Below are 26,608 nucleotides of genomic sequence, written 5' to 3'. Positions count from 1 at the left end.
ATTTCCCCGCGAAGATACAAATAAAACACAAAAACTGGCGGTTTCAGGATCGCCAGTTTTTGTTTGCAGATAAGCAGCATCGTATATCGCCAGATTGAACGCATGTATATACATATACAAAAGAACTTCCAAACCACCGTCGCCGGCGATCGGGGAAGTTCTTTTTTTAACGGGAACGGTTGGCTCTACGAGTTTGAAAACGGTTAGGCACTTCGGTCCGAACTGCTACTCCTGTAGTACGTTCCTGTACTGCCTGCTTGGTGTTTTCGCGGGAGATGCTGAGCATGATTCCAATGGAGAACATCGTGACGAGAAGCGATGATCCACCAAAACTGATAAAAGGAAGCGTAACCCCGGTGATCGGAATAGTCTGGGTTACACCGCCGATATTAATGAACGCCTGAATGGCGATCAGGCCCATAATACCTGTACCCACCAACGTCCCAAACGGATCATGGCAACGCAAGGCGATAATCATCCCTCGCCAAATGAAATACAGGTACAGCATCAGAAATATGGCTGTTCCGATGAATCCGAATTCTTCACCAATCACGGAAAAAATAAAGTCATTAAAAGAGTTAGGCAAGTAGTGAAGCTTGATAATGCCCTTACCGAATCCCGACCCATTTATTCCGCCTTCCCCTATAGCTTGCAAGGATTGCACCAGATTATATCCAGTTCCCTGCCTATATTTCTCAGGATTAAGGAAAGCTTGAAAACGTCCGATTTTGTAATCTTGCTTGGCTGTGGCTTGTCCATCTGTTGTTCCAGAATTTCCTCCAAACAACGAGCCTACACCGAAAACGAGGGCAGCGCCCAGTAAGAGCAGACCAATCGAAGCCGTAATATGCTTGACACTGGCTCCCCCGGCATAAATAATCAGGCCACTGGTGGCTACCAGAATGAAGCAAGACCCAAAATCCGGCTGAAGCATAATGAGTCCTGCAACAAAGCCTACAATGACGGTTACGGGTATGTAGCCGGTTCGTAAATCTCTAAAGCGATCCCCTTTTTTGACAATCAGCGCGGATAAGTACAGGATAATGGATATTTTCGCAAGCTCGGTTGGCTGGAAACCAATACTACCAAATCTGAGCCAGCTTTTTGCGCCGTTAAGAGAGCCTGTAAAAAGAACGATGACCAGCAGTAAAACTGTAATGAAAAATAAAGGTACAAACAGCTTTTTATATTTTTCCATCCTAATATTCATAGCTACGAACATGATGAAAAGTCCAAGTATAGCAAACGCAGCTTGACGCTTCACAAAATACAAAGAGTCAAAATTGTAATCTTTATTCAGCAGAGCTACGCTGGAGCTGGCGCTAAATACCATGATTACGCCGAATCCAACCAGCAACAAGGTGAGGATCAGCAATTGGAAATCCGGTGTGCCTCTTCTTCGAGTCTCCGGCTTCGTATTTCTCATATCAGCTTCCCCCGGTATTCGCCGCAAGTTATACCTCGCAGACGTTTATCATTATTATTTTATCGTTTATCCATTTAATCATAGTATTTTTGGAGGGGTTCTGCAACCTCCATACAGCAACGGATATCGCAACAATTCCATATCTGCTACAATAGAATACAAAATTAGGTTTGAGAGCAGTGGCACATACGTTGTGAATCTGCAAGATTTATCGGGAAGCTACCCGGTGTTTTAACCGGTGCCTTAAAAGGAGAGGTGGAGCAATATGACACAACATTCGACAGATAAGAGCTGGTTTGACCAGCTACAGGAACATATGGTGGAGTGGCGCAGATATTTACATAAAAATCCTGAAATCTCTTTTCAGGAAAGCCAAACGGCAGCCTTTGTAGCGGACAAGCTGGAGAGCTGGGGTATTGAGGTCCGCCGTCAAGTAGGGGGGCACGGTGTTGTCGGTACCATTCGTGGTTCCAAGCCCGGGCCTGTTGTGATGCTGCGCGCCGATATGGATGCTCTCCCCATTCAGGATGAAAAAGAATGCAAATATCGTTCCAGCATAGATGGAGTCATGCATGCATGCGGACATGACGGGCATACGTCCGTTTTGCTAGGAACGGCTTACTATTTTAGTCTGCATCGGGATGAGCTGGTAGGAGAAATACGGTTGTTGTTCCAGCCTGCGGAGGAATTGTTGCCCGGCGGTGCGGTCAATGTACTGAAGGATGGTGTGCTGGAAGGTGTGGACGTTATTTACGGCATCCATCTGTGGACACCCTTTCCGGTCGGAACGGCTGCGAGTTGCGCAGGTCCGTTGATGGCGGCGGCGGACGATTTTTATATTGAAATTACGGGCAAGGGTGGTCATGGCGGTATGCCTCAGTCCACCCATGATAGTGTGGTAGCGGGCTCAGCTCTTGTTATGCAACTGCAAAGCATCGTGAGCCGTTCAGTAGACCCTTTGCAACCTGCTGTGTTGACGGTAGGAACGATTCAAGGGGGGGCTGCGCAAAATGTGATCGCGGAAACATGCCGTCTGAGTGGGACGATTCGTACGTTTGATGAGGAAACCCGGATGGTGATGAAGGATCGGCTACATGCGGTTGCGGAGCTTACAGCGGCAACTTACGGAACAACAGCCAATATTCGTTATATTATGGGATACCCGCCTGTTGTAAATGATGCGCACGAAGCTTCGCGTTTCTTTAAGGAAGCAGGACCCGTTTTCGGTGAGGGAAAAGTTCAGGAAGCGTCGAAGCTGATGCCTGCCGAAGATTTTGCTTATTATCTGGAACGTGTGCCTGGCTGCTTCATGTTCGTGGGAGCGGGTAACCCTGCTAAAGGAGCCGTTTATCCGCATCACCACCCTAAGTTTGATTTTGACGAGGACGCGATGATTAAGGCGGTTCGTTTGTTTATTGCGATGTCTACCGGATATGCAGCGGAGCGAAAAGCAGAAAATTCCAGCCGTTGACAGCTAACGGAGCTGAAACGGTATGAGCTGATTCGGTGTATGAGCAGAATGAAATGGGGTACCCTACTCTTGAAAAGGAGGGAGTACCCATGAAAAAGGTTCAGGAAGTTATGACTGAAAAATGTGTAACGGTTACCCCGCAAGACAATATTTATGAAATTGCGCTCAAAATGAAGGACAACGACACCGGTTTTATCCCGGTTGTGGAGAGTGAAGGCAGTGACAAGCTCATCGGTGTGGTAACGGACCGTGACCTTGTCGTTCGCGGTTATGCGGCTAAGCATTCCGGCTCTAGTTCGGTCGACACAGTGATGACAACAGGCATCCGTACCGCTCAAGCCGACATGTCGGTGGATCAAGCAGCCGAGCTGATGGCGGAGCAGCAAATCCGCCGTCTGCCGGTAACGGAAGGGGATCGTTTGATCGGGATTGTTTCGATTGGCGATCTGGCCGTACGTAATATTTTTGCAGACAACGCTGGAGAGGCGCTTAGCCATATTTCAGAGCAGGTTCACTAGGTAAAAAAGCAAGGATAGGCTTGGATGATAAGGAGTTCAACCCATATACGGGTTGGACTTCTTGCTATTCCGGTTGATCTGCGAATAAACGGACAAACTGTTTGTTATATAGATTTTAAGATGATGTGTTATAGATTGACGGGAGGTAATTATGAATCCGGATCACCCTTGTATTGTACAACGCGATTTTACCGTTTTGCTGGAAATCGGCCTGCCCGCTTCGGAGCATGCACGTTCACAGTTGCAGGTCTATGCGGAGCTGGTTAAAAGCCCATCCGCTTTTCATACATATCACATCACTCCCTTGTCCCTGTGGAATGCGGCCGCCCTTGGGTGGAGTGCCGCCGATGTTCAACATAGTCTACAATCCATGTCCCGTTGGGAAATTCCCCGTGAATTGTTAAAGGATATTGAACAGCTCGTCGCCCGTTACGGGACGCTTAGGCTGTCACGGGCGAGAGTGGAAGAAGAGGGCCGTTACAGCATGCATACTGCTGATCTGAACAGTATAGAGCAGGATGCAACTATAGGCATGGAAACGGATAAAACTCATAGCTGTACAGCGGTCGACCGCTTGATACTAACGGCGGACAGCCCGGCTTTACTGGATGAACTGCTGCTCAAGCAGGATCTTCAGCAGCTTGGTTTGCTTCGTGACAGTGAAGTGACCGTGTCGGTTCTGCCAGAAAATCGGGGCCTGCTCAAGCAGGAACTGGCACGACTTGGATTCCCGGTCATGGATACGGCAGGCTATCTTGAGGGGAATCAGCTTCGTTTTTCTCTGGGTCAGGGACAAACGGAGCTGAAGCTTCGTGATTATCAAGTGGAGGCAGCCGATGCGTTTGAAGGGGCAGACGGTCTGGGTGGCAGCGGTGTGCTGGTGCTTCCATGTGGAGCGGGAAAAACCGTAATCGGTATGGCGGTGATGGAGCGGCTTCAGTGCGAGGTGCTTATTTTAACCTCCAATACCACATCTGTTCGGCAATGGATTGAGGAATTGAAGCTAAAGACGGATATTCCTGTTGATTCCATTGGAGAATACAGTGGACAGAAAAAGGAAGTGCGTCCGATTACAGCGGCAACCTACCAGATTTTAACGCATCGCCGTACTAAAGATGGAGGATTTGAGCATATGAAGCTACTTAGCGAGCGCAAATGGGGGTTAATTGTATATGATGAGGTGCATTTGCTGCCTGCGCCGGTATTTCGGGCAACGGCGGATATTCAGGCCACCCGTCGTTTGGGATTGACCGCGACGCTGGTTCGGGAGGACGGGTGTGAGCGGGATGTGTTCTCCTTGATCGGACCGAAACGGTACGACATGCCGTGGAAAGAACTGGAGCGACAGGGCTGGATCGCTCAGGTCGATTGTGTGGAGCTGCGGCTTCCCATGTCGGCTGCACTTCTGGAGCGTAGTATGCGTGCTGAAGGCAGGCAGCAGTATCGGATTGCCGCCGAAAATCCGGCCAAGCTGGAAGCGGTGCGCAGCCTGATGCAACAGCACAAGGGCTTGCCCACGCTTATTATTGGGCAATATTTGGATCAATTGCGTATATTGGCGCAGGAGCTGAGTGTGCCGTTGATAACCGGGTCTATGAGCCAGGCTGAACGGGTGCGGTGGTTCGATGCGTTCCGCAACGGTACAATTCGGACTCTTCTGGTGTCCAAGGTGGCGAACTTTGCTGTGGATTTGCCGGATGCGGCCGTAGCTATTGAGGTATCGGGCAGCTTTGGCTCCCGTCAGGAGGAGGCACAGCGGCTTGGCCGCATTTTGAGACCAAAGTCTGGTGAAAATAAGGCTTATTTTTATGCGCTGGTGACGGAAAACAGTAAGGAGACGGAATTTGCAGCCCGTCGTCAGCTGTTTCTGATTGAGCAGGGCTATGAATATGCGATTCGCAGATTCAGCTCCGGGGAGGTTATCAGTAACCTGAATGATGAGACCGAAGCTGGTGGAAAGAAAAGGGAGGCGTAATCAAGGATGGGCGTAACGGACACGGAAGGCGGCTGGAAGGAGCTTGCATCGGATGAGCTGTTGGTGCTACGTCGATGCTTTATCCGACACGCGGGACAGCCCATGAAGGAAGAAGAGCCATTACGGCTTACCCGGGGAGCATTGAGCGGAGCCGAAACGAAACTGGCACTGCACGGACTGCGCGACCGGGGCTGGCTGGAGGCGGTTACCAAATCGTGGGGCGAACGAATGTTATATATTCCGGTTTATCGGCTGCCAGATCTGTACGAAATGCTGTTGGAGCAAAGCCAAAGTACGATGAAAGCGATGGATACAGACCAACCGCTGACGGTGCATGAAGCAATGACGGGACTGGAAGCGGAGCTGCTACATGTGTTGTCCCGTATTGCAGTGCAGGGAGTACCTTTGACAGCGAAAGGGACCATTCATAAACGGTCGCTGCAAAAGCTAAACGAGCTGACTCCCTTTCATCCGAAAGATTTGACTGGACTTGGGCTACAATATGCGCACGCCGAGCTATATCCGGTGCAAACGGTGGTGATGATGGACTTGCTGCTCAGCTTGGGTCTGCTGGTGAAGGAAGCTGCTTCTTTTCATGTTCAGGAATCCGGGCTGGCAGCGTGGGTTCGCTTGTCCGCTTGGCAAATGCGCAAGCATATTCTTGTCACGCTCATGGAAAGGTACGGCAAGGCCGAAGCGTCTATGCAGCATTTTCGGTATATGCTGTGTGTGGCCTCCACTCATGCGGGACCAGAAGGCTGGATACATATCGGGCCGTTGCTCCAATGGATGACTCAGACGGGACTGATTACGCAGGAGAGTCTGAGTAAAGAGGATCGGAAAAGTAGTAATACTTTGGAATTTGCTGCTATTCATGCAAGCCCCGTAAGAATTGAGGGCAACACAGTCTCTGATTTCAACTTTAACGGACAATACATAGATATGGTTAAGGGATGGCTGACCGCACTGACCGCCTTTGGAATGGGTGATTGGGGGCTGACCGCGTCGGGAGAACTGTGTTTTCGCTGGAACGTACCGGTGCTGGATATGCTTCGTTCCGATGATGAGAAGGATGCGGTTCAGGAGCCAGGTACCTTTTATGTACAGCCGGATTTTGAAATATTGGTGCCACCGGATGTAGCTTATGATGTGCGCTGGAAGCTGGAATGCTTCTGCAAACGTGTGACGGGGGACCGAATGGTGGTATACCGGATCACCCGAGACAGTGTTACAGAGGCGATCGAGTTGGGGATGGAGGCCAAAGCTATTCCTGCTCTTCTGGACAAGTTTAGCCGGACAGGCGTGCCTGACCATGTACGCGTGGCAGTGGAGCAGTGGGCAGGAGATGTGGGACGGATAGCGTTTGCAACGGTAACACTTCTGCGCTGTGGTACCCGAGAGGACGCAGACACTGCTGCACGTCACCCCGGACTGGCTGGATTGCTTGAACGGATTGGTGAAAGGGACTTTATTATTCCGGCACGTTCGGCTGCCAAAATCCGCAGGACACTTGCTACGATTGGGCTAAGTCCGCGCCGGGAGCTGGAGGGGGTGGACGAGCCTGTTCACCGTTATCCGCTGGTTGCGGAAACGGAGGGAATTTGTACGGATAGTTCCAACAGTCTATTTGATGTGGATGATACAGAAACGACGGTTGGCGAAACGTTAACAGACTCAACTCAGGAATGGCCGATGTTTTCTCAAGAGGGAAGGGCAGGTTTGGTTTATACGGGGCGGACGTTGCATTTTTATGAACGGGAGCATACGCTACCTGACCCATCCGATTATTTTCCAGAGAAATTGGCAGTACCCGCGTCATGGACGAAAGAATGGAGAAGCTACCATGCATCCACCGCTCGGCAGCTCATGGAACAGGCGATTCGCTGGCAAGCGGCGGTAGGACTGCGAATCGGTGAAAAAGAGGTCAAATGGATACCGGAAGCGGTGGCTCCCGGTGAGCCGTGGAGTGTGACTGGCTGGTATGCTACCGGAACGGACGGTGAGACGTTGCCCCGCACGACTTTACAGCCGGGGGAATGGTCGGACATGCGCCTGCTGGTTCCTTTTACATAGAAGAGCCAGGATGTGCATGAAACTCCTTCTTCTCAAAAGAAGGATGTGGTATGATAAATGAGTCTACTTTACCAGTAGAACTTTATATAAAGTGAGATGAACATTCATGAGCGTAGCCGAATTGAATACGGTCAATATGGCAGAAGTGCTTATTAACGCCTATGAATTGGGCGATATGGTCAACCGGTCCTTTGAGGTATCGGATTATTTATATTGGAAACAGCGTGTGGAATTGAATCCGTCGATTCAGGCGTGTGTACGCAAGCTGGATGCCAAAAAGGAGCTGTTCGCGGAAACGGAACGCTTTGGGCATTTTCACCCAAACTTTCATGAAGCGAAGGATGCAGTGCAGCTCGTTGAACTGGAACTTGAACAATTTCAGGAGGTTCAGGAGTTCAAACGGGCAGAAAGGGCGTTGGATGATATGCTCCATGCCATGTCCGAAACGATTGCTTATTCTGTGTCCGACACCATTAAGGTGCCGAGCAATGATCCGAATGTGAAAAAGGGTGGCTGCGGTAGCGGAGGCAAGTGCTCCTGCGGATAGGCCATAGGGATGATATCGAATGGAGGGGAGATGAAGCGAATGTTTGCCGAGCGGACAGGGTACATCATTTGGGTAAGCGATATCAAGGCTGCCCGCAATTTGGAGAAATACGGGAATGTCCACTATATTTCGAGGCGTATGCATTATGTTGTCATTTACATGAATGCGGATCGGGCAGAGGATACCGTTAAAAATATTCGCAGGCTTTCCTATGTGCGCAAGGTCGAACGCTCCTTCCGAAATGAGATAAGGACGGAGTATAACGACGATAAGGAAAAATTAAAAGAGTATGAAATATAATTTTTAAAGGTGTTATTTTTCAAGTTTTATTAAAAAGTCGGCCTATGGGCTGGCTTTTTTTTATAAAGTCAGGACTTTTGCATAATAGCCTTAATGCTGATAGACCTAAAATAATCTTTAAAAATTAGCGATAAACTTCAATTTTGTAACTTGTAGTCCCGGGTCTGTTGAGGTAACATATGAATATATTGGTAGATATAAAGACCTATCTGGTGGGGAGAGTGATCCCGTGCGTGACAAGGCAATGCAGCGATGGAGTACATACGAACCGTTCTACGTAGAGATGGGCGACAAGAAGGTCGCCGATATTGTGATTACAAATCATGCGCAAACACGCTACTTAGACCGTATAGAACAGAAACAGTACGAAACGAATCATATCGCCGCCTGGCTTTGGGAATGCCTGAAGCAAAACAGGATGGAGTCCTATTATCACAATGAAGAGGATGTATATTTAATTGATGGTGACCTGGTCGTCGTGGCCGAGTTTGGTGAGTTGCCTGGCGAAATGGATATTGCGGGTAACCCGCTCCACAAAATGATTGTGATCACCTTTTTGGGAAGGATGTCAGAGACCATTGAACTGCGGGATTTGAAGTCATACTATTCCTGGTTGCGCCATTCGCGGCGTATGACACTGATGAAAAGCACCCGCAAACGGAAATAGACGTTGATTTGGCGGAAGGGATATCGTCTAGTACCTTATCTATTAGAAGTATGCAGGAATCAGCTGCATACTTTTTTTATTTCAGCATTTTGCATCATTCGATTTCCGACGCTTAAAAGTACAATATATAGACAAACTAGACCGATTTTGATCTATATATTGCTGATTTGAAATCGCTCTTGGGATTTATGCAAAATGCTTATTTATAAAATCTATAATAAAAATCCACTAATTTAGGTCTGTTTTCTTGGGAATCCTTCGACAGATGTTTTTCTTATGTTAAAATAAGGAGATCAGAGAGGGGAGAGGGCTGTTAGTATGAACTTTCATCAGCTGCATATTTTTTATACGGTAGCGGAGCGGGGGAGCTTCTCGGCAGCGGCGCAAGCGCTGCATATGACGCAACCTGCCGTGACGATGCAAATTCAGTCTTTGGAAGATTATTTTGGTACGAAGCTACTGCATCGATCTACCAAAAAAATCGAGCTGTCGGAGGCAGGAGCGACACTGCTGCCTTTTGCGAAAAAAAGCATGCAGCTAATTCGTGAAGCTGATGAGGCGATGTCTGCTTTTACTCACATGCTGGAGGGGAGATTACATATTGGCGCAAGTCTTACGATTGGCGAGTACATTGTGCCGAGAATGTTGGGGCCGTTTGGTCAGGAGTACCCTCATATACGCATGGCAATGAATGTAATGAATACGACTCAAATTATGGATGATATTTTAAAGCATCAATTGAATTTAGGGCTGATTGAAGCACCGATTCAACACCCGGATATCGTGGTGGAGCCCGTGATGCAGGATGAGCTGAAGCTGATTGTTCCTTCGGATCATGTACTGGCCAAGGCCAAAAAGGTAGTTCTGGAGGACGTGTTTAAGCATCCTTTTGTAGCAAGAGAAAAGGGGTCAGGTACAAGGCAGGTGATAGAGGATGAGCTGAAAAGCCGTGGTGTTGATACGTCCCGACTTTCCATCGTTATGGAGATGGGCAGCACTGGAGCGGTCAAATCGGCGGTGGAGGCGGGATTAGGCATTACGATGCTATCGCCTTCTTCGGTGAAGCACGAGGTTGCACTCGGATTGCTGAAAATCGTAAATATTTCCGATATCACCTTTAAACGCGAGTTTTATGCCATTCATCTGAAATCAGCGCTATTGCCGATTCCGGTGGTGACCTTTCTGTCATTCTTGCGTCGTCATGATCAGGGAACGAACGTGTCCGGGGATACGGTGGACGAGCTTGCAGAGATGAAAGAGGAGGAGAATGCGTAATGGAGGAGCAGACGAATTCGGGACGATACGATTTACACACTCACACTCAGGCATCTGACGGAATGCAGCCACCAGCGGACAATGTGCGTTGGGCCAAGGAAAAAGGACTGGCAGGGGTTGCAATTACGGATCACGATACGGTAGCTGGGCTGGAGGAAGCGCTTGAGGAAGGGCGGCGATTGGGCATTACAGTGGTGCCGGGTGTGGAAATTAGCACACGGGCAGGTGGTAAGGATATTCATATACTCGGTTATTTTATGGATTACCGTAATGAAGTTTTTTTGGAACGGTTGGAAAAGCTACGTCAGGCGAGGGATACCCGCAATGATCTGATTTTGAGTCGGCTGCGTAGCCTGGGTGTGGAAATCACACTGGATGAGGTGGTAGCTACGATGGGCAGACCGCTGGCGCAAGATGAAAGCATTGGACGTCCGCATATGGCGGATACGCTGGTGCAAAAAGGCTATGCGAAGGATATGAGGGATGCGTTTGACCGTTATTTGGCAGAGGGAGCGCCCGGTTATGTGTCTGTGCCCCGAGTGGAGCCTGCGGAGGCCATAAGCTGGATTCGGGAAGCAGCAGGGGTATCAGTGGTGGCTCACCCTGGATTGTATGGCAATGATGAGCTGGTTCGCTCCATTGTAGAGGAGGCGAAGCCTGCGGGCTTGGAAGTGCGACATTCAGACCATGATGATGCGGCTGAGAGTCGATATGCCGCAATGGCGGCACACTACGGGCTGATCCCGACTGGTGGCTCGGATTTTCATGGTGCACGCCAAGGCGTTATTTTTCACGGTGATCTGGGCAGCCGTAGTGTGGAGAGTCAGGTCGTGGAGGAGTTGAGAAAGGCTGCTATTGCACATATATGAAAATGTATCACAGAATGACGATAGGAAACAGCAATAGGAAACACAAATAGCCCCTTGTATTGTGTCTGCACACATGAAGTGTGGCTTTGCACAAGATAAGGGGCTTTAAGTGCATGCAAGGAACTTGTCCGCTATGCTATGCTTCGTGGCGGGCGTTCCTGAATGGATACTTATTTACTAGATTATGCTAGTGCGGCTCAGCCGTTTTTGATGCGATTTGGCAGCTTTTTGACCAGCTCCTCGTCGGGTGTGATGAAGAGCGTGCGCTGATGATCGTAGATAACAAAGCCGGGCTTGGCTCCGCTAGGCTTGCGCACATGCCGGATCAAGGTGGCGTCTACGGGCACGCTGCTGGACTGTTTGGCCTGGCTGAAATAGGCAGCGAGCTGAGCTGCTTCCTCCAGCGTTGTGTCTCCGAATTGCTCAGCGCGAATAACGACGTGTGACCCCGGAATATCTTTCGTGTGCAGCCACGTGTCATTAGGCCCGGCCAGTCGGTTCGTTACATATTCGTTCTGTAAGTTGTTTTTGCCGACCAGCAGCTCGATGCCTTCGGATGACGTATATACGTGTAAGGTTGGACGGTCAGTTTTCTTCTTTTTCTTCCCTTTTTTGACCCGGTCTCGGAGATAGCCTTGCTGAACCAATTCTTCACGTATTTCCTCGATATCGTTCATGGAGGCATGAGCCAGTTGCTGTAGGAGATTGTCCATATACCGAATTTCTTCGTGTGTTTTCTCCAGTTGTTCATCAATGACAGCCAGGCTGTTTTTATATTTATTGTACTTTTTGAAGTACCGTTGCGCATTATCTGATGGACCCAGCAACGGGTCCAGCGGGATAGTCATTGGACGCTGTTCTTCATCATAAAAGTTGGTGAGCGTCACTTCCTTGTCGCCCTTTTTCACTTCATGCAGCGAAGCGAACAGCAGCTCCCCGTAAATGCGAAATTGATCAGCGTCCTCGGCCTCAGCTAAATCCTGATGCAGATGGTCTAGTTTTTTTACGTTTTTGCTCCGTTCATTTTGCAGGAAGCGCAGCAGGTCACTGACCTTTTGCTTGACCGTATCCCGTTCTGCTTTTTCACCGAAAAAGTCCTCCATACACTCGCTGATCGTAGTGTATTCTTTGCGCTCTCCTTGAATCAACGTGAGGGGAATGGCAGAAAATATCACTTTTTCCTGTGCGTTCAGACCGGATACCGGCTGAAAACGATGATCCCGGACGTCATCCATGATGTGACTAAATGTATTCCACAGCGGACGATAATCCTCAGCAGGTGCTTCGTTGGAAACTCGGGTCAGCATCTCCTCGGCAATAAGGGGACTCAGTCCAGTAAAGGTGTTCACGATCCAGCGTTTGGGAGCTTCTTCTGCTTCGATAGCTGTCTGATATGAGGATGCGAAAGCTGTTTCTTCCGTTTCCAGCGGATTCAGCTTATTTTGTTCAGGAGGCTCCGTGTATTGAAAGCCGGGCATGATGATCCGATAGCTGCTGATAGACGGTGTAACATGATGGATGCCGTCCAGCATAACGCCTGTTTCCGGGTCAAGCAAAATAATGTTGCTGTGTCTGCCCATCAGCTCAATGATAATTCGCTTGAGTGAAATATCCCCCAGCTCATCACGCTGACGCACATCCATGTGAATAATACGCTCCATGCCCACCTGGCTAATTTTTTCGATGATACCACCTTCGCAGTGCTTGCGAAGCAGCATACAGAACATAGGGGCCTCCGTCGGATTGAGAAAGCTTTGTTCTGTAAAATGTACACGCGGGAATGTCGGGTTGGCCGACAGCAGCAGCTTGACACTCCCGCCTTGAGCCCGCAGATTCAGTAAGATATCGTGATCGTTCGGCTGATGTATTTTATTGATGCGCCCGCCCCGGATGCCTTGCAGCTCGTGTACGATAGCGCGGGTTACGATTCCGTCCAATGCCATAATGTTTGTTCTCCTTTGAAGCAAATATTTTTGCCTTCCTTCTATGATACATAACTTTGGGACAAAACTTAAGCGGCATTGTGATATTTCAGGTCCTGTCCGAATAGATTGAATCTAGAAAGTCTGTCCAGCTTATCAGCATTCGTGGCACAAAAACGCAATTACGGGCAGCCATCCTACGCACTACCGACGGAAACGGACTATCTGACCGGGAGGGAATTGGGGAGAATGGAACAAGCACACTGGCACCAATTAAGCAATGAACAGCTTTCAACAAGCCTGGAAGTCGACCCGAAGCAGGGTCTTTCGGAGGAACAGCTTGCGGAAAGAAGAGAAAGGTCAGGATGGAATGAGCTGAGCGAGGGGAAGCGTGTCTCGCCGATCCTGCTGCTGCTGAATCAGTTCAAGGATTTTATGATGCTCGTACTGATGGGAGCCACACTGATATCCGGCCTGCTCGGCGAATATCTGGATGCGATTACCATTATTGCTATTGTTGTGCTGAATGGAATTCTTGGTTTTGTGCAGGAGTTTAGAGCTGAACGTTCGCTTCGAGCTTTGAAGCAGATGTCCGCTCCGACCGCTAAAGTACTGCGAGCAGGCAAACGGATTCAGATTCAGGCCAGAGAGCTGGTACCGGGTGATATCGTGCTATTGGAAAGCGGCGATCGTATTCCCGCAGATATAAGATGGCTGAGCACGAATGGCTGCGATGTGGAGGAATCCGCCCTGACTGGCGAATCGGTTCCAGTGAGCAAGCATTGCCGTCCTATTCATGCCGCCGAGGTACCGCTGGGAGATCAAAAGAACATCGGCTTTATGGGCACAATGATGACCAGAGGTACAGCTCAGGGAGTCGTTATTCGTACAGGCATGAATACGGAAATGGGCAAAATCGCAGACTTGATCCAAAATACGGAGTCTCAGGAGACCCCGTTGCAGCACAGACTGGAGCAATTGGGTAAAATTCTGATCATTGTAGCACTGGCGTTAACGGTGCTTGTCGTCGTAGCGGGTATCCTGCATGGACAGCCAGCGATGAGTATGTTCCTGGCAGGGGTGAGCTTGGCTGTAGCAGCTATACCGGAAGGCTTGCCTGCCATTGTGACGATTGCGCTCGCCTTGGGCGTGCAGCGTATGATCAAACGCAAGGCGATTGTGAGAAAACTGCCTTCGGTTGAAACGCTCGGATGTGCGTCTGTCATTTGCTCTGACAAAACAGGTACACTGACCCAGAACAAAATGACGGTCACCAAGCTATGGGTGGACGGTCGCTTCTGGGGAGTGACAGGAGAGGGCTATGACCCGCACGGACATATTATGGACAGGGATGCTCCTGCGGACCTCAAAAACGGACAATCACTTCGCAGACTGCTGCAAGCCAGCGTGCTGTGCAATAACGCGGAAATTGTTCAAGCCGACATGGATGAGCTACGCTCAAAAAAGAAAACCAAGGAGCCGATGCCGTCCGCTGTTTGGGAGCTGAAAGGCGACCCGACGGAGGGGGCGCTTGTCACGTTAGCCGCCAAGGGCGGGGTTACGCGCCAGGGGCTGAATGAGCTGTATACACGGGAACGCGAATTTCCTTTTGACTCGGAGCGGAAACGGATGTCTGTACTTGTAAGGCATCAAGGAGGGCATATCGTATTTGCCAAAGGCGCGCCGGATGTGCTGTTAGGTCAGTGCTCCTACATTTTATGGGAAGGGAATGTCGTTCCACTAACGGGCACGCTGCGCCAAAAGGTGCTGGCAGCCAACGAAGGAATGGCCTCGGAGGCACTCCGTGTACTGAGTGTCGCTTACCGGGATATCCGCTCGCATGAGCGTGTCGTCTCGGTGGAAGAGGCTGAGAATCAGCTCATCTTCATCGGCCTTACGGGTATGATTGATCCGCCGCGCCGCGAGGCCCGCGAAGCTATTAGCAAGTGCCGCCGCGCTGGCATCCGCACGGTGATGATTACGGGCGACCACGGTACAACAGCTGAGGCCATTGCGCAGCAGTTAGGCATTTTTCAGCGCGGCTCGCATGTGCTGACCGGACAGCAGCTATCTGTGATGGATGATGCGGCGCTGGACAAAGCAGTAGACATGGTCTCTGTATATGCGCGGGTATCCCCGGAGCATAAGCTGCGGATTGTCAAATCGCTGCAAAGACGCGGGCATGTCGTAGCCATGACTGGAGACGGCGTGAATGACGCGCCAGCGATTAAGGCGTCGGATATCGGTATTGCGATGGGCATAACAGGAACGGATGTGACCAAGGAAGCGGCTGCGCTCGTGCTCAGCGACGATAATTTCTCGACGATTGTAGCAGCGATTGAGGAAGGGCGAAATATTTACGAAAATATTCGTAAATTTATCCGTTATCTGCTTGCCTCCAATGTCGGTGAAATTTTGACGATGTTTTTCGCGATGATGGCCGGTTTGCCATTGCCGTTGCTTCCGATTCAGATTTTATGGGTGAACCTGGTGACTGACGGGCTTCCCGCGATGGCTCTGGGTGTAGATCAGCCGGAAAAGGATCTTATGGAGCACAAACCACGCGGCGCGAAGGAAAATATTTTCGCCCGCCGTCTTGGCTGGAAAATCATTAGTCGCGGCCTGCTGATCGGCTTATGTACGCTTGCGGCGTTCTGGCTGACACTGCGTATCGCGCCTGATAACGCGGCACAACTGGTCAAGGCACAATCGGTTGCCTTCGCCACGTTGGTGCTGGCACAGCTCATTCATGTGTTTGATTGTCGCAGCTCCCGTTCTATTTTCCACCGTAATCCGTTTCAAAATAGTTATCTCGTGCTTGCCGTGCTGTCTTCGGTGGTGCTGATGCTGGTGGTTATGTACGTACCTGTGCTGCAACCTATTTTCAAAACGGTACCGCTCGGCTTCCGCGAATGGGCGCTTTCCATTGTCGCTGCCGGTATTCCGACCTTCCTGATGGGGGCGGGAAGCGTATGGGGTGGCAGACGCAACCGTCGTCGTGGCGGACATACGCGCTTCGCTCCAGGGCGCACGAAGTTTTCGGCTTAAGCTTCCTGCTCGGGACAGACATACTTGCATCACTTTTCCCTTTTTGCCCCGTATGCTATCATGGAACCAAAGCTTCATAAGGAGCATGAGATTAGCAGCAACGGCGGGGGGAAGCTATGGAATTCACAAAAATGCACGGATTGGGTAATGATTTTATCGTTTGGTTTGGGTATCAGGAATTGCCGCCTGACGCTTCGGAATTGGCTGTTCGGCTGTGTGACCGACATTTTGGTGTCGGCGCTGACGGTCTGGTATATATATTGCCATCTGAAAGAGCGGATTTCTGCATGCGCATCATTAATTCAGACGGCTCGGAGGCTGAGCAATGCGGAAATGCCATCCGTTGTGCAGCCAAATATGTGTATGACCGCAAGCATATCAGTCGTGATCAGATTACGATTGAGACGCTGGGTGCAGGTGTGCAGCAGGTCGAATTGACCGTAGAGGGCGGACTTGTACGTCAAGTGAAGGTGGATATGGGAGAACCGATTCTGGAGGGTTTGAAAATTCCAACAACGCTGGATCTGGCTAGTGTCATCAACCAGTCCATCGAAGCTGGAGGCAGCGGCTTTCGTTTTACAGCTGTATCCATGGGCAATCCGCACTGTGTCATTTATGTTGAGGATGCACCTGGCTTTGATCTGGAAGCCTGGGGGCCGAAGCTGGAATGCCACCCGCTGTTCCCTAGAAAAACAAATGTCGAGTTCGCTACGGTACGAAGCCGGGACCACATTGACATGAGAGTATGGGAGCGGGGAGCCGGGCCTACGTTGGCATGTGGAACCGGAGCCTGTGCTACGCTTGTGGCGTCTGTATTGAACGGATATAGCGACCGCCGCGCGATTGTCAGCCTGAAGGGCGGAGATCTGGATATCGAATGGAACGAGAATGACAATCATGTATATATGACGGGGCCGGCTGAGATTGTGTACGATGGTCGTTTGTCCTGAAATAAGCGAATGCAGCATTGTGATAGAGGAAGATTGGGATAAGTGTGATGAAGACCTTAGCCGGTCTTCTTTTTTTCGCCTTTTTTCGTATAAAATGAAGGAAATGCGGGGCATGAAGCAACATTCTGTCTTTTTTTGACGTCTGAACCATGTATAATATAGAAAATGAGAAAACGATAAGGAGGCCGTTCATGGTGCGGAAATTTCGTTGGATTTCAGCGTTTGCAGCTCTTATATTTGTAGTCGCCGCGCTTCCGGCTCAGGCCGCGACCGTTCCTGCTACTGCGGAAAAAACGACTGATAAGCAGGTCGGCTCACTAACCCCTACTGTCGTGAATCGTTTGGAAAAGGCAGTACAAGAACTCATCGGTACGAAGACGGCATTTCAATTTGACGATGTGACGGATATGGGTAAAACCTGGATTGTCGAGGGCGAACTGGAGGATGGAACAGCTACGATTCAGACGGAATATAATAAGGAAAAAAACAGAGTGGATTCTACAACCGTTCGATATAAAATAAGCAGCTTGGCAAAAGCGATGGACGCGCCACTCAAAACTAAAGTGCTGAACAGCGCCAAAGCGTTTGATAGCAAGCGTCCCCAGCAATTTGAGGCATTCTGGCGGGTCAAATCCCCTTACCAGTCTAACAAGCCTTCGAATTATTGGGTGTTCTGGGGGGCCGGGGAAAAGGCTTCCTCGCTGTACGTTGATGTGGATCGCGGCAACAGCATCACCATTAATGCCGACTATCCGCTGAAGCAGGTGGACCCTGTATTGCTAAATCGTGCAGTGAACAGCTTCAAGCGTGTTAGCGGACAGCGTATCACGGTGCTGCATGCTTCACGTTACAAGGACGAGGCAAAAGGGCTTTCTTATTGGTCGTTTGAGGATGCAAGCGAGGCGAGTGAGGTCAAAATTGGCGCAGTAACCGGCAAAGTGCTGGCTGTATCCACCTTTGGGGTGGACTGGAACGATGACACGGATTTCAAAAAATCGTTTACCAGCCCTAAATATACGGCCTCTGAAGCTTTGAAGCTGGCCAAGCCCAAGGTCCAACTGTTATTTAACATTAACTTATCCGATTATAGTGTTGAAATCCAGGGGAATGCATATACATTTTCCAAAAAACAAAAGGGGACGCCCTCTATTGTGGGTAAAGTGAATAAAAAAGGAACTTTTTACGCATTCTCTCTTCATTCTGCCGATGGGAAATTGCAATAAAGGTAATAGAATATAGCTATGATGAGTCAAGTTGCTTCGCTCCTGATCGCATAAATATGGGGAGTGGGGCGGCTTTTTTTGTTTTTGGCTTATGTTTGCAGTCTCTTTATGTTACATTAGTATGAAAATAAAGAGCGGGGTGGAGAAGAGGACATGAAACCGGATTTGCGTACTGTGCTGGATCGTGAAATTATTGTCGGAGACGGCGCAATGGGAACCTTTTTATATCAGCTTGGATTTCCGGTAAATACGTCTTACGAAGAGCTGAATATCACGTCGCCTGACGTCATATCAGACGTGCATCGTCAATATGTACAAGCGGGAGCACGGTTGCTGGAGACCAATACGTTTTCTGCAAACGATTATAAACTGGCCCGCTTCGGGCTGGAATCCAAGGTGGAAGAAATTAACCGTGCCGGGGTGAGAATTGCCAGAGCAGCGGCTGGCCCAGAGCACTATGTGGTGGGTGCGGTAGGCTCCATATGCGGTGGCAAACGGCTTAATATATCAAAGGTAGAGCTGGCACGTAACTATGATCAGCAGATTGATGCACTTCTCTCCGAAGGGGTGGACGGCATTTTGTGCGAAACGTTCTATTCGCTGGATGAAGTGCGCATTGCCCTTCGTGGTGTGCGTAAATATAGTAATACCCCGGTGATTTGTCAGTTTGCGGTAGATCAGGTAGGGCGTACACAGGATGGATTTTCGGTGGCGGAGGCTTTTACGGTGCTGCGAAATGAAGGGGCGGATATCCTCGGATTTAACTGCCACTCTGGCCCACAGGGGATTATGAGTGTGATGGAGCAGCTGGACGGTCCGCTGTCTGTACCGCTGTCCGTATATCCTAATGCGGGTCTGGCGGATTATGTGGATGGTCACTATGTGTATGGTGCATCGCCTGAATATTTTGGGGAATGCGCTGCTTCCTTCGTAGAGCTGGGTACGAGAATCATCGGTGGCTGCTGCGGCACCACACCAGAGCATATCGCAGCGATTTCAAAAGCTTTGAATGGTTTGCAGCCTCCTCCTCTGGCTCCAAGAGAGATACTGACAGATGCGCCAGTCATTGTGGCTGAGCCGGAACAGATTGCACGTGAAGGGGAACGGGGCAACGGTAGAAGCGCCAGCGAACCCAACATTGTGGAATTGGTCAAGGAACGGCATACGGTGATTGTAGAGCTTGATCCTCCGCGCGATCTGGACATTACACGGTTCATGCAGGGGGCACAGGCACTGAAAGCGGCCGGGGCCGACGCGCTTACGCTGGCAGACAATTCACTTGCGGTTACTCGCATGAGCAACATGGCGCTTGGACATTTGGTGAGCCTTGAAACGGGCATGCGCCCGTTAATTCATATTGCCTGCCGTGATCGTAACCTGATTGGTACCCAGTCCCACATGATGGGCTTTGATGCGCTGGGCATTGATCATGTATTGGCCGTTACAGGAGATCCGGCGCGGTTCGGTGATTTGCCTGGTGCCAGCTCGGTGTATGATATGACTTCTTTTGAAATTATACGTATGATCAAGCAATTGAATGACGGTATCGCTTTTTCCGGCAAGCCACTCAAGCAAAAAGCTAATTTTGTGGTGGGTGCCGCTTTTAATCCCAATGTCAAGCATTTGGGCAAAGCTGTGCAGCGGCTGGAGAAAAAAATTGCTTCCGGTGCGGATTACATTATGACCCAGCCTGTTTACGACCGCGAACTGATTATAGCCATGGCGGAACAGACCCGTCATTTGGAGGTGCCGATTTTTATCGGTATTATGCCGCTGGCCAGCGGGCGCAATGCGGAGTACTTGCACAACGAGGTACCCGGCATCCAGTTGTCGGACGAGGTTCGTGCACGTATGTCTGGTCTGGAGGGGGCGGAAGGCCGCGCGATGGGCGTGACCATTGCCAAGGAGCTGCTAGATACGGCGATGGAGCATTTTAACGGTATCTATTTAATGACTCCATTTATGTTCTATGAAATGACGGCGGAGCTGACTTCTTATGTATGGCAAAAATCCGGCCGTGTGCAGGCCCCCTTGTTTCGACTATAATAATCAATTACAATAGTATAATGGATGTGATGCCGATGTCATTGAGTATGACCGGATACGGTCAAGCCATCCTTCATTATGAAGGCTATAAAGTGCGCTTGGAGCTGAAATCGGTGAATCACCGCTATTGCGAAGTGATGATGAGGATTCCGCGCGAATGGACTCGTTATGAAGATGGCTTGAGAAGAACGGTTCAACAGCAAATCAAGCGCGGCCGTGTCGACGTCTTCATTCACAGGGAACGTGATGAAGAACAGATACCCGCCGCACGGTTGAATGACACTGTAGTGCAGGCTTATTTGCATGCAGCGGAGCAGCTGGCGGATCGGTACGGCGTGAAGGGAACGTTGGGTATAAGCGACATTCTTGCGCTGCCTGACGTTCTGGGTGAGCCTGGTGAGGTTTGCAATGGAGACGAAGAGGGCTGGGGAGAGCAGCTTCAGCAAGCTCTGAATGAAGCATTGCAGGGACTGCTGGACATGAGAAGACGAGAAGGCGGGCATTTGGCGCAGGATGTGGAATCCCGTATTTCGCGTTTGGAGTCCCTGCATCATGAAATGACTGTGCTGGCTCCTCATGTTGTGAGCGACTACCGTAACAGGCTAAAACATAGACTTACTGAGCTTCAGGATGGTTCATTTACGCTTGATGAGCATAAGTTCGGAATGGAGATTGCTTTATTCGCGGATCGCAGCAGTATTGATGAGGAGCTTACCCGGCTTCAAAGTCACTTTGGGCAATGCAGGGGATTGCTGCTGTCGGACGAGCCAGCCGGTCGCAAATTAGATTTTTTAATCCAGGAAATGAACAGGGAAGTCAACACGATCGGCTCCAAGGCCAATCATCTTGCGCTAGTTAATTTAGTCGTCGAGATGAAGGCGGAGCTGGAAAAAATTCGTGAGCAGGCTGCAAACATCGAGTAGCTACCTGGTAGCGGCACGGCTGCAATAGTCACATGTATAGGGGGAAAGACCTGAATATGGCAATCAAATTGATCAATATTGGTTTCGGCAATATCGTGTCGGCCAACCGAATTATCTCCATCGTCAGTCCGGAGTCTGCTCCGATCAAGCGGATTATACAAGAAGCTAGGGACCGTCATATGTTGATTGACGCTACCTATGGCCGCCGGACACGAGCTGTTATTATAACGGACAGTGATCATGTGATCTTGTCTGCGGTGCAGCCGGAAACGGTCGCTCATCGACTATCCACTAAAGATGATGACAATGACGAATAAAAATGGAGTGTACTATGGCTAAGGGATTATTATTTGTATTATCCGGACCTTCGGGTGTCGGCAAAGGAACAGTAGGCAACGCACTGCGTGAAAAACTGCCGGAATTGACATACTCGGTTTCCGCGACAACCCGCACGCCCCGCATGGGTGAACAGGACGGAGTTAACTATTTTTTTAAGTCGCGTGAACAGTTTTTGGGCATGATTGAACGGGATGAGTTGCTGGAGCATGCAGAGTACGTAGGTAACTATTACGGCACTCCACGTGATTTTGTAGATCAGACGCTTGCGCAGGGAAAAGATATTTTTCTGGAGATTGAGGTTCAGGGAGCGCTCAAAGTGAAGGAGAAATTTCCTGATGGCATTTTCATTTTCTTGCTTCCGCCTTCGCTGGATGAATTGAAGGACCGGATTCGGGGACGGGGCACAGAAACTCAGGCAACCATTGATCACCGCATGTCGGTAGCTGTGGATGAAATGAATCTGTTGCGTCACTATGATTATGCGGTTGTCAATGATGAGATTGATTTCGCTTGTAAACGAATAGAATCCATTATTATCGCCGAACATTGTAAGGTCCATCCATAAACGAGGACTATATATATGCCAAGCGTACTTAAAGAGAAAATTACTATACAAGCTGAACTCGGAAATGTACACTGGAATTCAGCTTGTATAGTCCCAAAACTACATGAAGAGGTGTCTATTCGTGCTGTATCCTTCCATTGATGAAATGATGAAAAAGGCAGATAGTAAGTATTCGTTGGTTGTAGCGGCTTCACGCCGTGCCAGACAGTTGCGCGAGGGTGAGAAGACGACTCTCAAGAATCCTAAATCCCACAAGCAAGTTGGAGTGGCGTTGGAAGAGATCTACGCGGATCATTTGCGTCTTGAAAGTGGCGAAGACGAATAAGAATTATAGACAATTATTATAACCGGGCGCAATGCCAATTTCTTTGACAACCGCAAGGTTGTTATTTTTTTCGGTCAGGGGGAGTTAACGATGTTGAAGGGGAAAGTTATTATTCTTGGTATTACCGGCGGAATTGCCGCTTATAAAGGGGCTGCGCTGTGTAGTAAGCTAACGCAAAAGGGAGCCGAGGTTCATGTCATTATGACGGCATCCGCGAAGGAGTTTATTACCGAGCTTACGCTTCAGTCGCTCTCTCGTAATCCGGTATACAGTGACACGTTTGATGAAAGAGAACCGTCCGTCGTATCCCATATTCATCTGGCGGACAAAGCCGATCTGGTGCTGGTTGCACCTGCAACCGCAAATATCATCGGGAAAATGGCGCATGGGCTTGCTGAAGATATGCTATCCACAACGCTGCTGGCAACGACAGCACCTATTATGGTAGCACCTGCTATGAACGTGCATATGTATACTCATCCCGCAGTAATGCAAAACATGGAGACGCTCGTATCCCGGGGTGTCATGATGATTGAGCCGGGTGAAGGATTGCTGGCTTGTGGTTATGTTGGCAAAGGACGGTTGGAAGAGCCGGAAACCATCGTACAAACGGTAGAACGGTTTTTTGAACAGCAAGAACAGGAAGGTAAGGGCGTCACCAACAAGCCGGAGCCACGTTGGTTTGGCGGAGAAGCTGTGGATTCGGGTGGACAATCGCAAGGTTCGCTGCTGAATGGCAATAAACGGTTGCTGTCAGGCAAAAAAGTGATTGTAACCGCTGGAGGCACGATCGAGAGAATTGATCCGGTACGTTACATTACGAATGACTCTTCCGGTAAAATGGGCTTTGCCATCGCAAAAGTGGCTCAGGAGTTGGGTGCCGATGTACATTTGATTGCTGCAAATACAAGTGCGGAGCCTCCTGTGGGCATTTCGATTGAAAAAGTTCAGTCCGCTGACGACATGTATAGCGCTGTGCTCAGACAGTGGGAAGAGAGCGATTTGGTCGTGATGGCTGCTGCGGTTGCAGACTATCGACCGCGTGAGGCGGCACTGACCAAGATCAAGAAGAAGGATAGTACATTTACACTGGAGTTAGTGAAGAATATCGATATTCTGGAGTCACTCGGACGAAGCAAGAAGCATCAATTTTTAATCGGCTTTGCTGCGGAGACCGGGAACCTGGAGACGTATGCCATGGATAAGCTGGAGCGAAAAAATTGTGATCTTCTGGCGGCTAACGACGTAACTGCTGATGGAGCAGGCTTTGGCGTCGATACGAACGCTGTACAAATTTATGACCGTGGCGGAATGGTAGAACGTATTCCTGTGCAGTCAAAGGAAGAAGTAGCGCGTAAGCTCCTTACGATAGCGGCTGGACGTATGGGTGGGGTGTTGCATTAATGGAAATGGGCAATTTAGTTGCCAAAGTTATTGTAGATGTGCCCGCCAAGGATACGGATCGTACTTTCGATTATCTGATTCCTGAGTCAATGCGGCCATGGATTGAGCCGGGTAGCCGGGTTGCAGTGCCATTCGGCAAACGGACGGTGCAGGCATTTGTCATCTCGGTAGTACCGGCCGAGGAGCCGCCGAAATATCGGATGAGGGCGATACAGGAGCTGCTGGATTTGGTACCGCCCCTGTCTCCGGATCTGGTAGAACTGGGTAAATGGATAAGCGAACGCTATGCCTGCAATCAAATTATGGCGCTGCAAGTGATGATTCCTACAGCGTTAAAGGGCAAGGCCGAACGTTATATTTCTATCGCTGAGCAGCATGAATTCACAGATCATCTGCCTGCTGCTGACGTTTTGAATTACGGTTCAGAAGCGGATACACATCGAGCCATGCGGTCGGATATGAGGGGAGAACCCGAATGGGCTCTTCTGACCGACGATGGTATGAGCGACCCGGCTGAACGCCAGATTGTCAGCTTTATTCAGGAGAAGGAGCAAGTCCCGCTTCAGCAGCTAAGCCGCCGTTTCCCCGAAGAAGCAGAGATTATTAAATCGCTGTTGCGCCGGGGGGTGCTTCAGGAGAGTCAGGTTATTAAGGACAAGCTTGGCAAGAAGACCATGAAGGCCGTGGATTTGGCTATCGGCATAGAAGAGGCATCAGCGGCGCTTGAACAGTTTTCCGCCAAAGCGCAGCGTCAGCGGGAGGTACTTGCTTTTTTGCTGGAACGCAGCGAGTTTCTGCCCCTGCCGCTGAAGGAAGTCATGACCTCGCTTAGTGTATCAGCCGCAACGGTCAAGGCGCTGGAGGATAAGGGCTATGCGGTGCTTGAGGATGTAGAGGTGTTCCGCGACCCTTATCGGGGTAGAAACTTCAAGCCTACGAAGCCGTTGCCGCTCACCGAAGAGCAGCAATACGTGTATGAACGGATCATCCGGCAGCTGGATACGCGTGAGCAAGGAGCTTATTTGCTGCATGGAGTTACGGGCAGTGGTAAGACGGAAATTTATCTACAGACGATTCAGCGCTGTATTGAGCAGAATCGTCAGGCGATTGTGCTGGTTCCGGAAATATCGTTGACACCGCAAATGGTAGAGCGTTTTAAAGGTCGCTTTGGCGATCAGGTCGCGGTGATGCACAGCAGACTGTCCGGAGGCGAACGTTACGACGAGTGGCGTAAAATACGCGAAGGCCGTGTGAAGGTGGCGATTGGCGCCCGTTCGGCTGTATTTGCGCCTTTTCGTGAACTTGGCCTTATTATTATGGATGAGGAGCATGAAACCTCCTATAAGCAGGAAGAGACACCCAAATACCACGCGCGTGACGTGGCTGTACGCAGAGCCCATCAGCATGGGGCTGTGGTTATTCTTGGTTCAGCTACGCCGTCTCTGGAAAGCTATTACGCGGCCCGCTCGCAAAGTAATGACGAGTTTGCACCGCTGCTGCTTGAAATGCAGACTCGCGCACTAGGGAACTCATTACCCGAGGTGCATATCATGGATATGCGCGAGGAACTGCGTGCTGGCAACCGCTCCATGTTCAGCCGCGCATTGCATAACGGAATCGCAGAGCGGCTGGAGCGCAAGGAACAGACAGTATTGCTACTGAATCGGCGCGGACATTCTACGTTCGTCATGTGCCGTAGCTGCGGCTATGTGGCGGGTTGCCCGCATTGTGATATTTCGCTCACATATCATCAGCGGTCAAACAATTTACGTTGCCATTACTGCGGTTATTCTGAGCCCGTGCCTCAGGTTTGTCCGGAATGCGGTAGTGAGCATATTCGCTACTTTGGCACAGGTACTCAGCGAGTGGAAGAGGAACTGGCAAAGCTGTTTCCCGGTATACGTGTCGTGCGGATGGACGTCGATACAACGACGGAGAAAAATGCCCATGAAAAGCTGCTCAAGCAATTTCGTGATAAAAAAGCGGATGTACTGCTCGGCACCCAAATGGTTGCCAAAGGGCTGGACTTTCCCGATGTAACGCTGGTAGGTGTCATCACTGCGGATTCGGCGCTTAATTTACCGGATTTTCGGGCTGCGGAAAAGACATTCCAGTTGTTAACACAGGTAGCCGGACGCGCCGGGAGGCATCAATTGCCTGGGGAAGTGTTCGTGCAAACCTATACACCGGAACATTACTCGGTTATTCACGCGAGTCGGCACGACTACGGTTCTTTTGTCAGGGAAGAGTTAAAACACCGCCGTAATCTGCATTATCCACCGTATTGCCGTCTCATTTTGGTGACCTTCTCTCATGAACAGCTCCCTGTACTGGTTCGACTGGCTGAGAACTATTCAGCCACAGTACAAGGGAGAGCGAGGCAAAGGGGCTGGTTCGGCAATATGGATCGGCTTACATCGGATGTGCTTGACATTTTAGGGCCTGTAGCTTCACCGATTTCGAGAATCAAGAATAGATACCGATTTCAATGTATGATAAAATGGCGTGGAAATATAGATGCGATTGGTCTGGCCCAGCAGGTAGCTGATGAAATGGCGGAATCCGCACAGGCCCAAAAGCTGCTGGTCAGTCTGGATGTCGATCCGCAGATGCTTATGTAGCGTATGCGCAAAAGTTTTCGGCACAGTTAATGCGGACAAGCCGTCCGTACATAGGATAATGTAGCAGTCGCGCTTGTTGTGAATACGACGAAGCTTAAATGAAGGATAAAGAGGAAGGTGT

At 49.9% G+C, this 26,608-nt stretch carries 21 protein-coding genes; 19 read left to right on the top strand and 2 right to left on the bottom strand.

Translation table 11 applies throughout. The features are described 5' to 3' along the window. Positions 1–166 precede the first annotated feature (166 nt). The gene (gene ftsW / locus QMK20_RS16060; RefSeq protein ID WP_283652400.1) at positions 167–1,426 is read right to left on the bottom strand and encodes a putative lipid II flippase FtsW; all 1,260 of its coding nucleotides are present in this window, start codon (positions 1,424–1,426) and stop codon (positions 167–169) included. Positions 1,427–1,691: 265 nt separating this feature from the next. Between ftsW and QMK20_RS16055 the strand changes: the two genes are divergently transcribed. The 9 genes from QMK20_RS16055 (at position 1,692) to QMK20_RS16015 (ending at position 11,121) form a co-directional block, all read left to right on the top strand. After that, positions 1,692–2,897 (top strand): M20 metallopeptidase family protein, encoded by a 1,206-nt coding sequence (locus tag QMK20_RS16055; protein WP_283652399.1) that lies wholly within the window; start codon positions 1,692–1,694, stop codon positions 2,895–2,897. 89 nt (positions 2,898–2,986) lie between these two features. Further along, positions 2,987–3,415 carry a CBS domain-containing protein gene (locus tag QMK20_RS16050; protein ID WP_014282315.1) on the top strand — a complete coding sequence of 143 codons (429 nt, stop codon included), beginning with the start codon at positions 2,987–2,989 and terminating at the stop codon, positions 3,413–3,415. 151 nt (positions 3,416–3,566) lie between these two features. Then, the gene (locus QMK20_RS16045; RefSeq protein WP_283652398.1) at positions 3,567–5,390 is read left to right on the top strand and encodes a DNA repair helicase XPB; all 1,824 of its coding nucleotides are present in this window, start codon (positions 3,567–3,569) and stop codon (positions 5,388–5,390) included. Between the two features lie 6 nt (positions 5,391–5,396). Beyond that, a complete protein-coding gene (locus QMK20_RS16040) occupies positions 5,397–7,463 on the top strand; it encodes a helicase-associated domain-containing protein (protein ID WP_283652397.1) in 2,067 nt (688 codons plus the stop codon). Positions 7,464–7,569: 106 nt separating this feature from the next. Beyond that, a complete protein-coding gene (locus QMK20_RS16035) occupies positions 7,570–8,010 on the top strand; it encodes a YlbF/YmcA family competence regulator (protein WP_014282312.1) in 441 nt (146 codons plus the stop codon). Between the two features lie 39 nt (positions 8,011–8,049). After that, entirely contained in the window at positions 8,050–8,310 is a 261-nt protein-coding gene (locus tag QMK20_RS16030; RefSeq protein ID WP_014282311.1) for a YlbG family protein, read from the top strand. Between the two features lie 229 nt (positions 8,311–8,539). Continuing rightward, on the top strand, positions 8,540–8,977 hold the full coding sequence (locus QMK20_RS16025; RefSeq protein WP_283652396.1) for a hypothetical protein: 438 nt from the start codon (positions 8,540–8,542) through the stop codon (positions 8,975–8,977). A gap of 318 nt (positions 8,978–9,295) precedes the next feature. Next, entirely contained in the window at positions 9,296–10,252 is a 957-nt protein-coding gene (locus tag QMK20_RS16020; RefSeq protein ID WP_283652395.1) for a selenium metabolism-associated LysR family transcriptional regulator, read from the top strand. Further along, positions 10,252–11,121 carry a PHP domain-containing protein gene (locus QMK20_RS16015; RefSeq protein WP_283652394.1) on the top strand — a complete coding sequence of 290 codons (870 nt, stop codon included), beginning with the start codon at positions 10,252–10,254 and terminating at the stop codon, positions 11,119–11,121. Before QMK20_RS16020 ends, QMK20_RS16015 begins: the two co-directional genes overlap by 1 nt. Before the next feature lie 197 nt (positions 11,122–11,318). Here QMK20_RS16015 and QMK20_RS16010 read toward each other — a convergent pair whose 3' ends face one another. After that, a complete protein-coding gene (locus QMK20_RS16010) occupies positions 11,319–13,064 on the bottom strand; it encodes an Rqc2 family fibronectin-binding protein (RefSeq protein WP_283652393.1) in 1,746 nt (581 codons plus the stop codon). 228 nt (positions 13,065–13,292) lie between these two features. Between QMK20_RS16010 and QMK20_RS16005 the strand changes: the two genes are divergently transcribed. From QMK20_RS16005 to priA, 10 genes are all read left to right on the top strand, one after another. Next, positions 13,293–16,091 carry a calcium-translocating P-type ATPase, SERCA-type gene (locus QMK20_RS16005; protein ID WP_283652392.1) on the top strand — a complete coding sequence of 933 codons (2,799 nt, stop codon included), beginning with the start codon at positions 13,293–13,295 and terminating at the stop codon, positions 16,089–16,091. Between the two features lie 116 nt (positions 16,092–16,207). Beyond that, positions 16,208–17,041: a diaminopimelate epimerase gene (gene dapF / locus QMK20_RS16000; RefSeq protein WP_283652391.1), complete on the top strand. Its 834-nt coding sequence runs from the start codon at positions 16,208–16,210 to the stop codon at positions 17,039–17,041. A 194-nt stretch (positions 17,042–17,235) separates the two neighbouring features. Further along, positions 17,236–18,264, top strand: coding sequence for a hypothetical protein (locus tag QMK20_RS15995; RefSeq protein WP_283656292.1), 1,029 nt, complete (start codon positions 17,236–17,238; stop codon positions 18,262–18,264). A 153-nt stretch (positions 18,265–18,417) separates the two neighbouring features. After that, entirely contained in the window at positions 18,418–20,310 is a 1,893-nt protein-coding gene (locus QMK20_RS15990) for a bifunctional homocysteine S-methyltransferase/methylenetetrahydrofolate reductase (protein ID WP_283652390.1), read from the top strand. 35 nt (positions 20,311–20,345) lie between these two features. After that, positions 20,346–21,233, top strand: a complete 888-nt coding sequence (locus QMK20_RS15985) for a YicC/YloC family endoribonuclease (protein ID WP_283652389.1) — start codon at positions 20,346–20,348, stop codon at positions 21,231–21,233. A gap of 56 nt (positions 21,234–21,289) precedes the next feature. After that, the gene (remA, locus tag QMK20_RS15980) at positions 21,290–21,550 is read left to right on the top strand and encodes an extracellular matrix/biofilm regulator RemA (protein WP_005548256.1); all 261 of its coding nucleotides are present in this window, start codon (positions 21,290–21,292) and stop codon (positions 21,548–21,550) included. 14 nt (positions 21,551–21,564) lie between these two features. Next, positions 21,565–22,137, top strand: a complete 573-nt coding sequence (gmk, locus tag QMK20_RS15975) for a guanylate kinase (protein WP_137063621.1) — start codon at positions 21,565–21,567, stop codon at positions 22,135–22,137. A 121-nt stretch (positions 22,138–22,258) separates the two neighbouring features. Beyond that, positions 22,259–22,462 carry a DNA-directed RNA polymerase subunit omega gene (gene rpoZ, locus QMK20_RS15970; RefSeq protein ID WP_013310893.1) on the top strand — a complete coding sequence of 68 codons (204 nt, stop codon included), beginning with the start codon at positions 22,259–22,261 and terminating at the stop codon, positions 22,460–22,462. Positions 22,463–22,552: 90 nt separating this feature from the next. Beyond that, positions 22,553–23,866, top strand: a complete 1,314-nt coding sequence (gene coaBC, locus QMK20_RS15965; RefSeq protein WP_283652388.1) for a bifunctional phosphopantothenoylcysteine decarboxylase/phosphopantothenate--cysteine ligase CoaBC — start codon at positions 22,553–22,555, stop codon at positions 23,864–23,866. Beyond that, a complete protein-coding gene (gene priA / locus QMK20_RS15960) occupies positions 23,866–26,487 on the top strand; it encodes a primosomal protein N' (protein ID WP_283652387.1) in 2,622 nt (873 codons plus the stop codon). The genes coaBC and priA overlap by 1 nt, the downstream gene beginning before the upstream one ends. The last annotated feature ends 121 nt before the right edge of the window (positions 26,488–26,608 follow it).

Source organism: Paenibacillus sp. RC334, assembly GCF_030034735.1.
Lineage (GTDB): Bacteria > Bacillota > Bacilli > Paenibacillales > Paenibacillaceae > Paenibacillus > Paenibacillus terrae_A.
The sequence above is the reverse complement of the archived record's forward strand: the minus strand, read 5'-3'. Positions and strand labels throughout refer to the sequence as shown.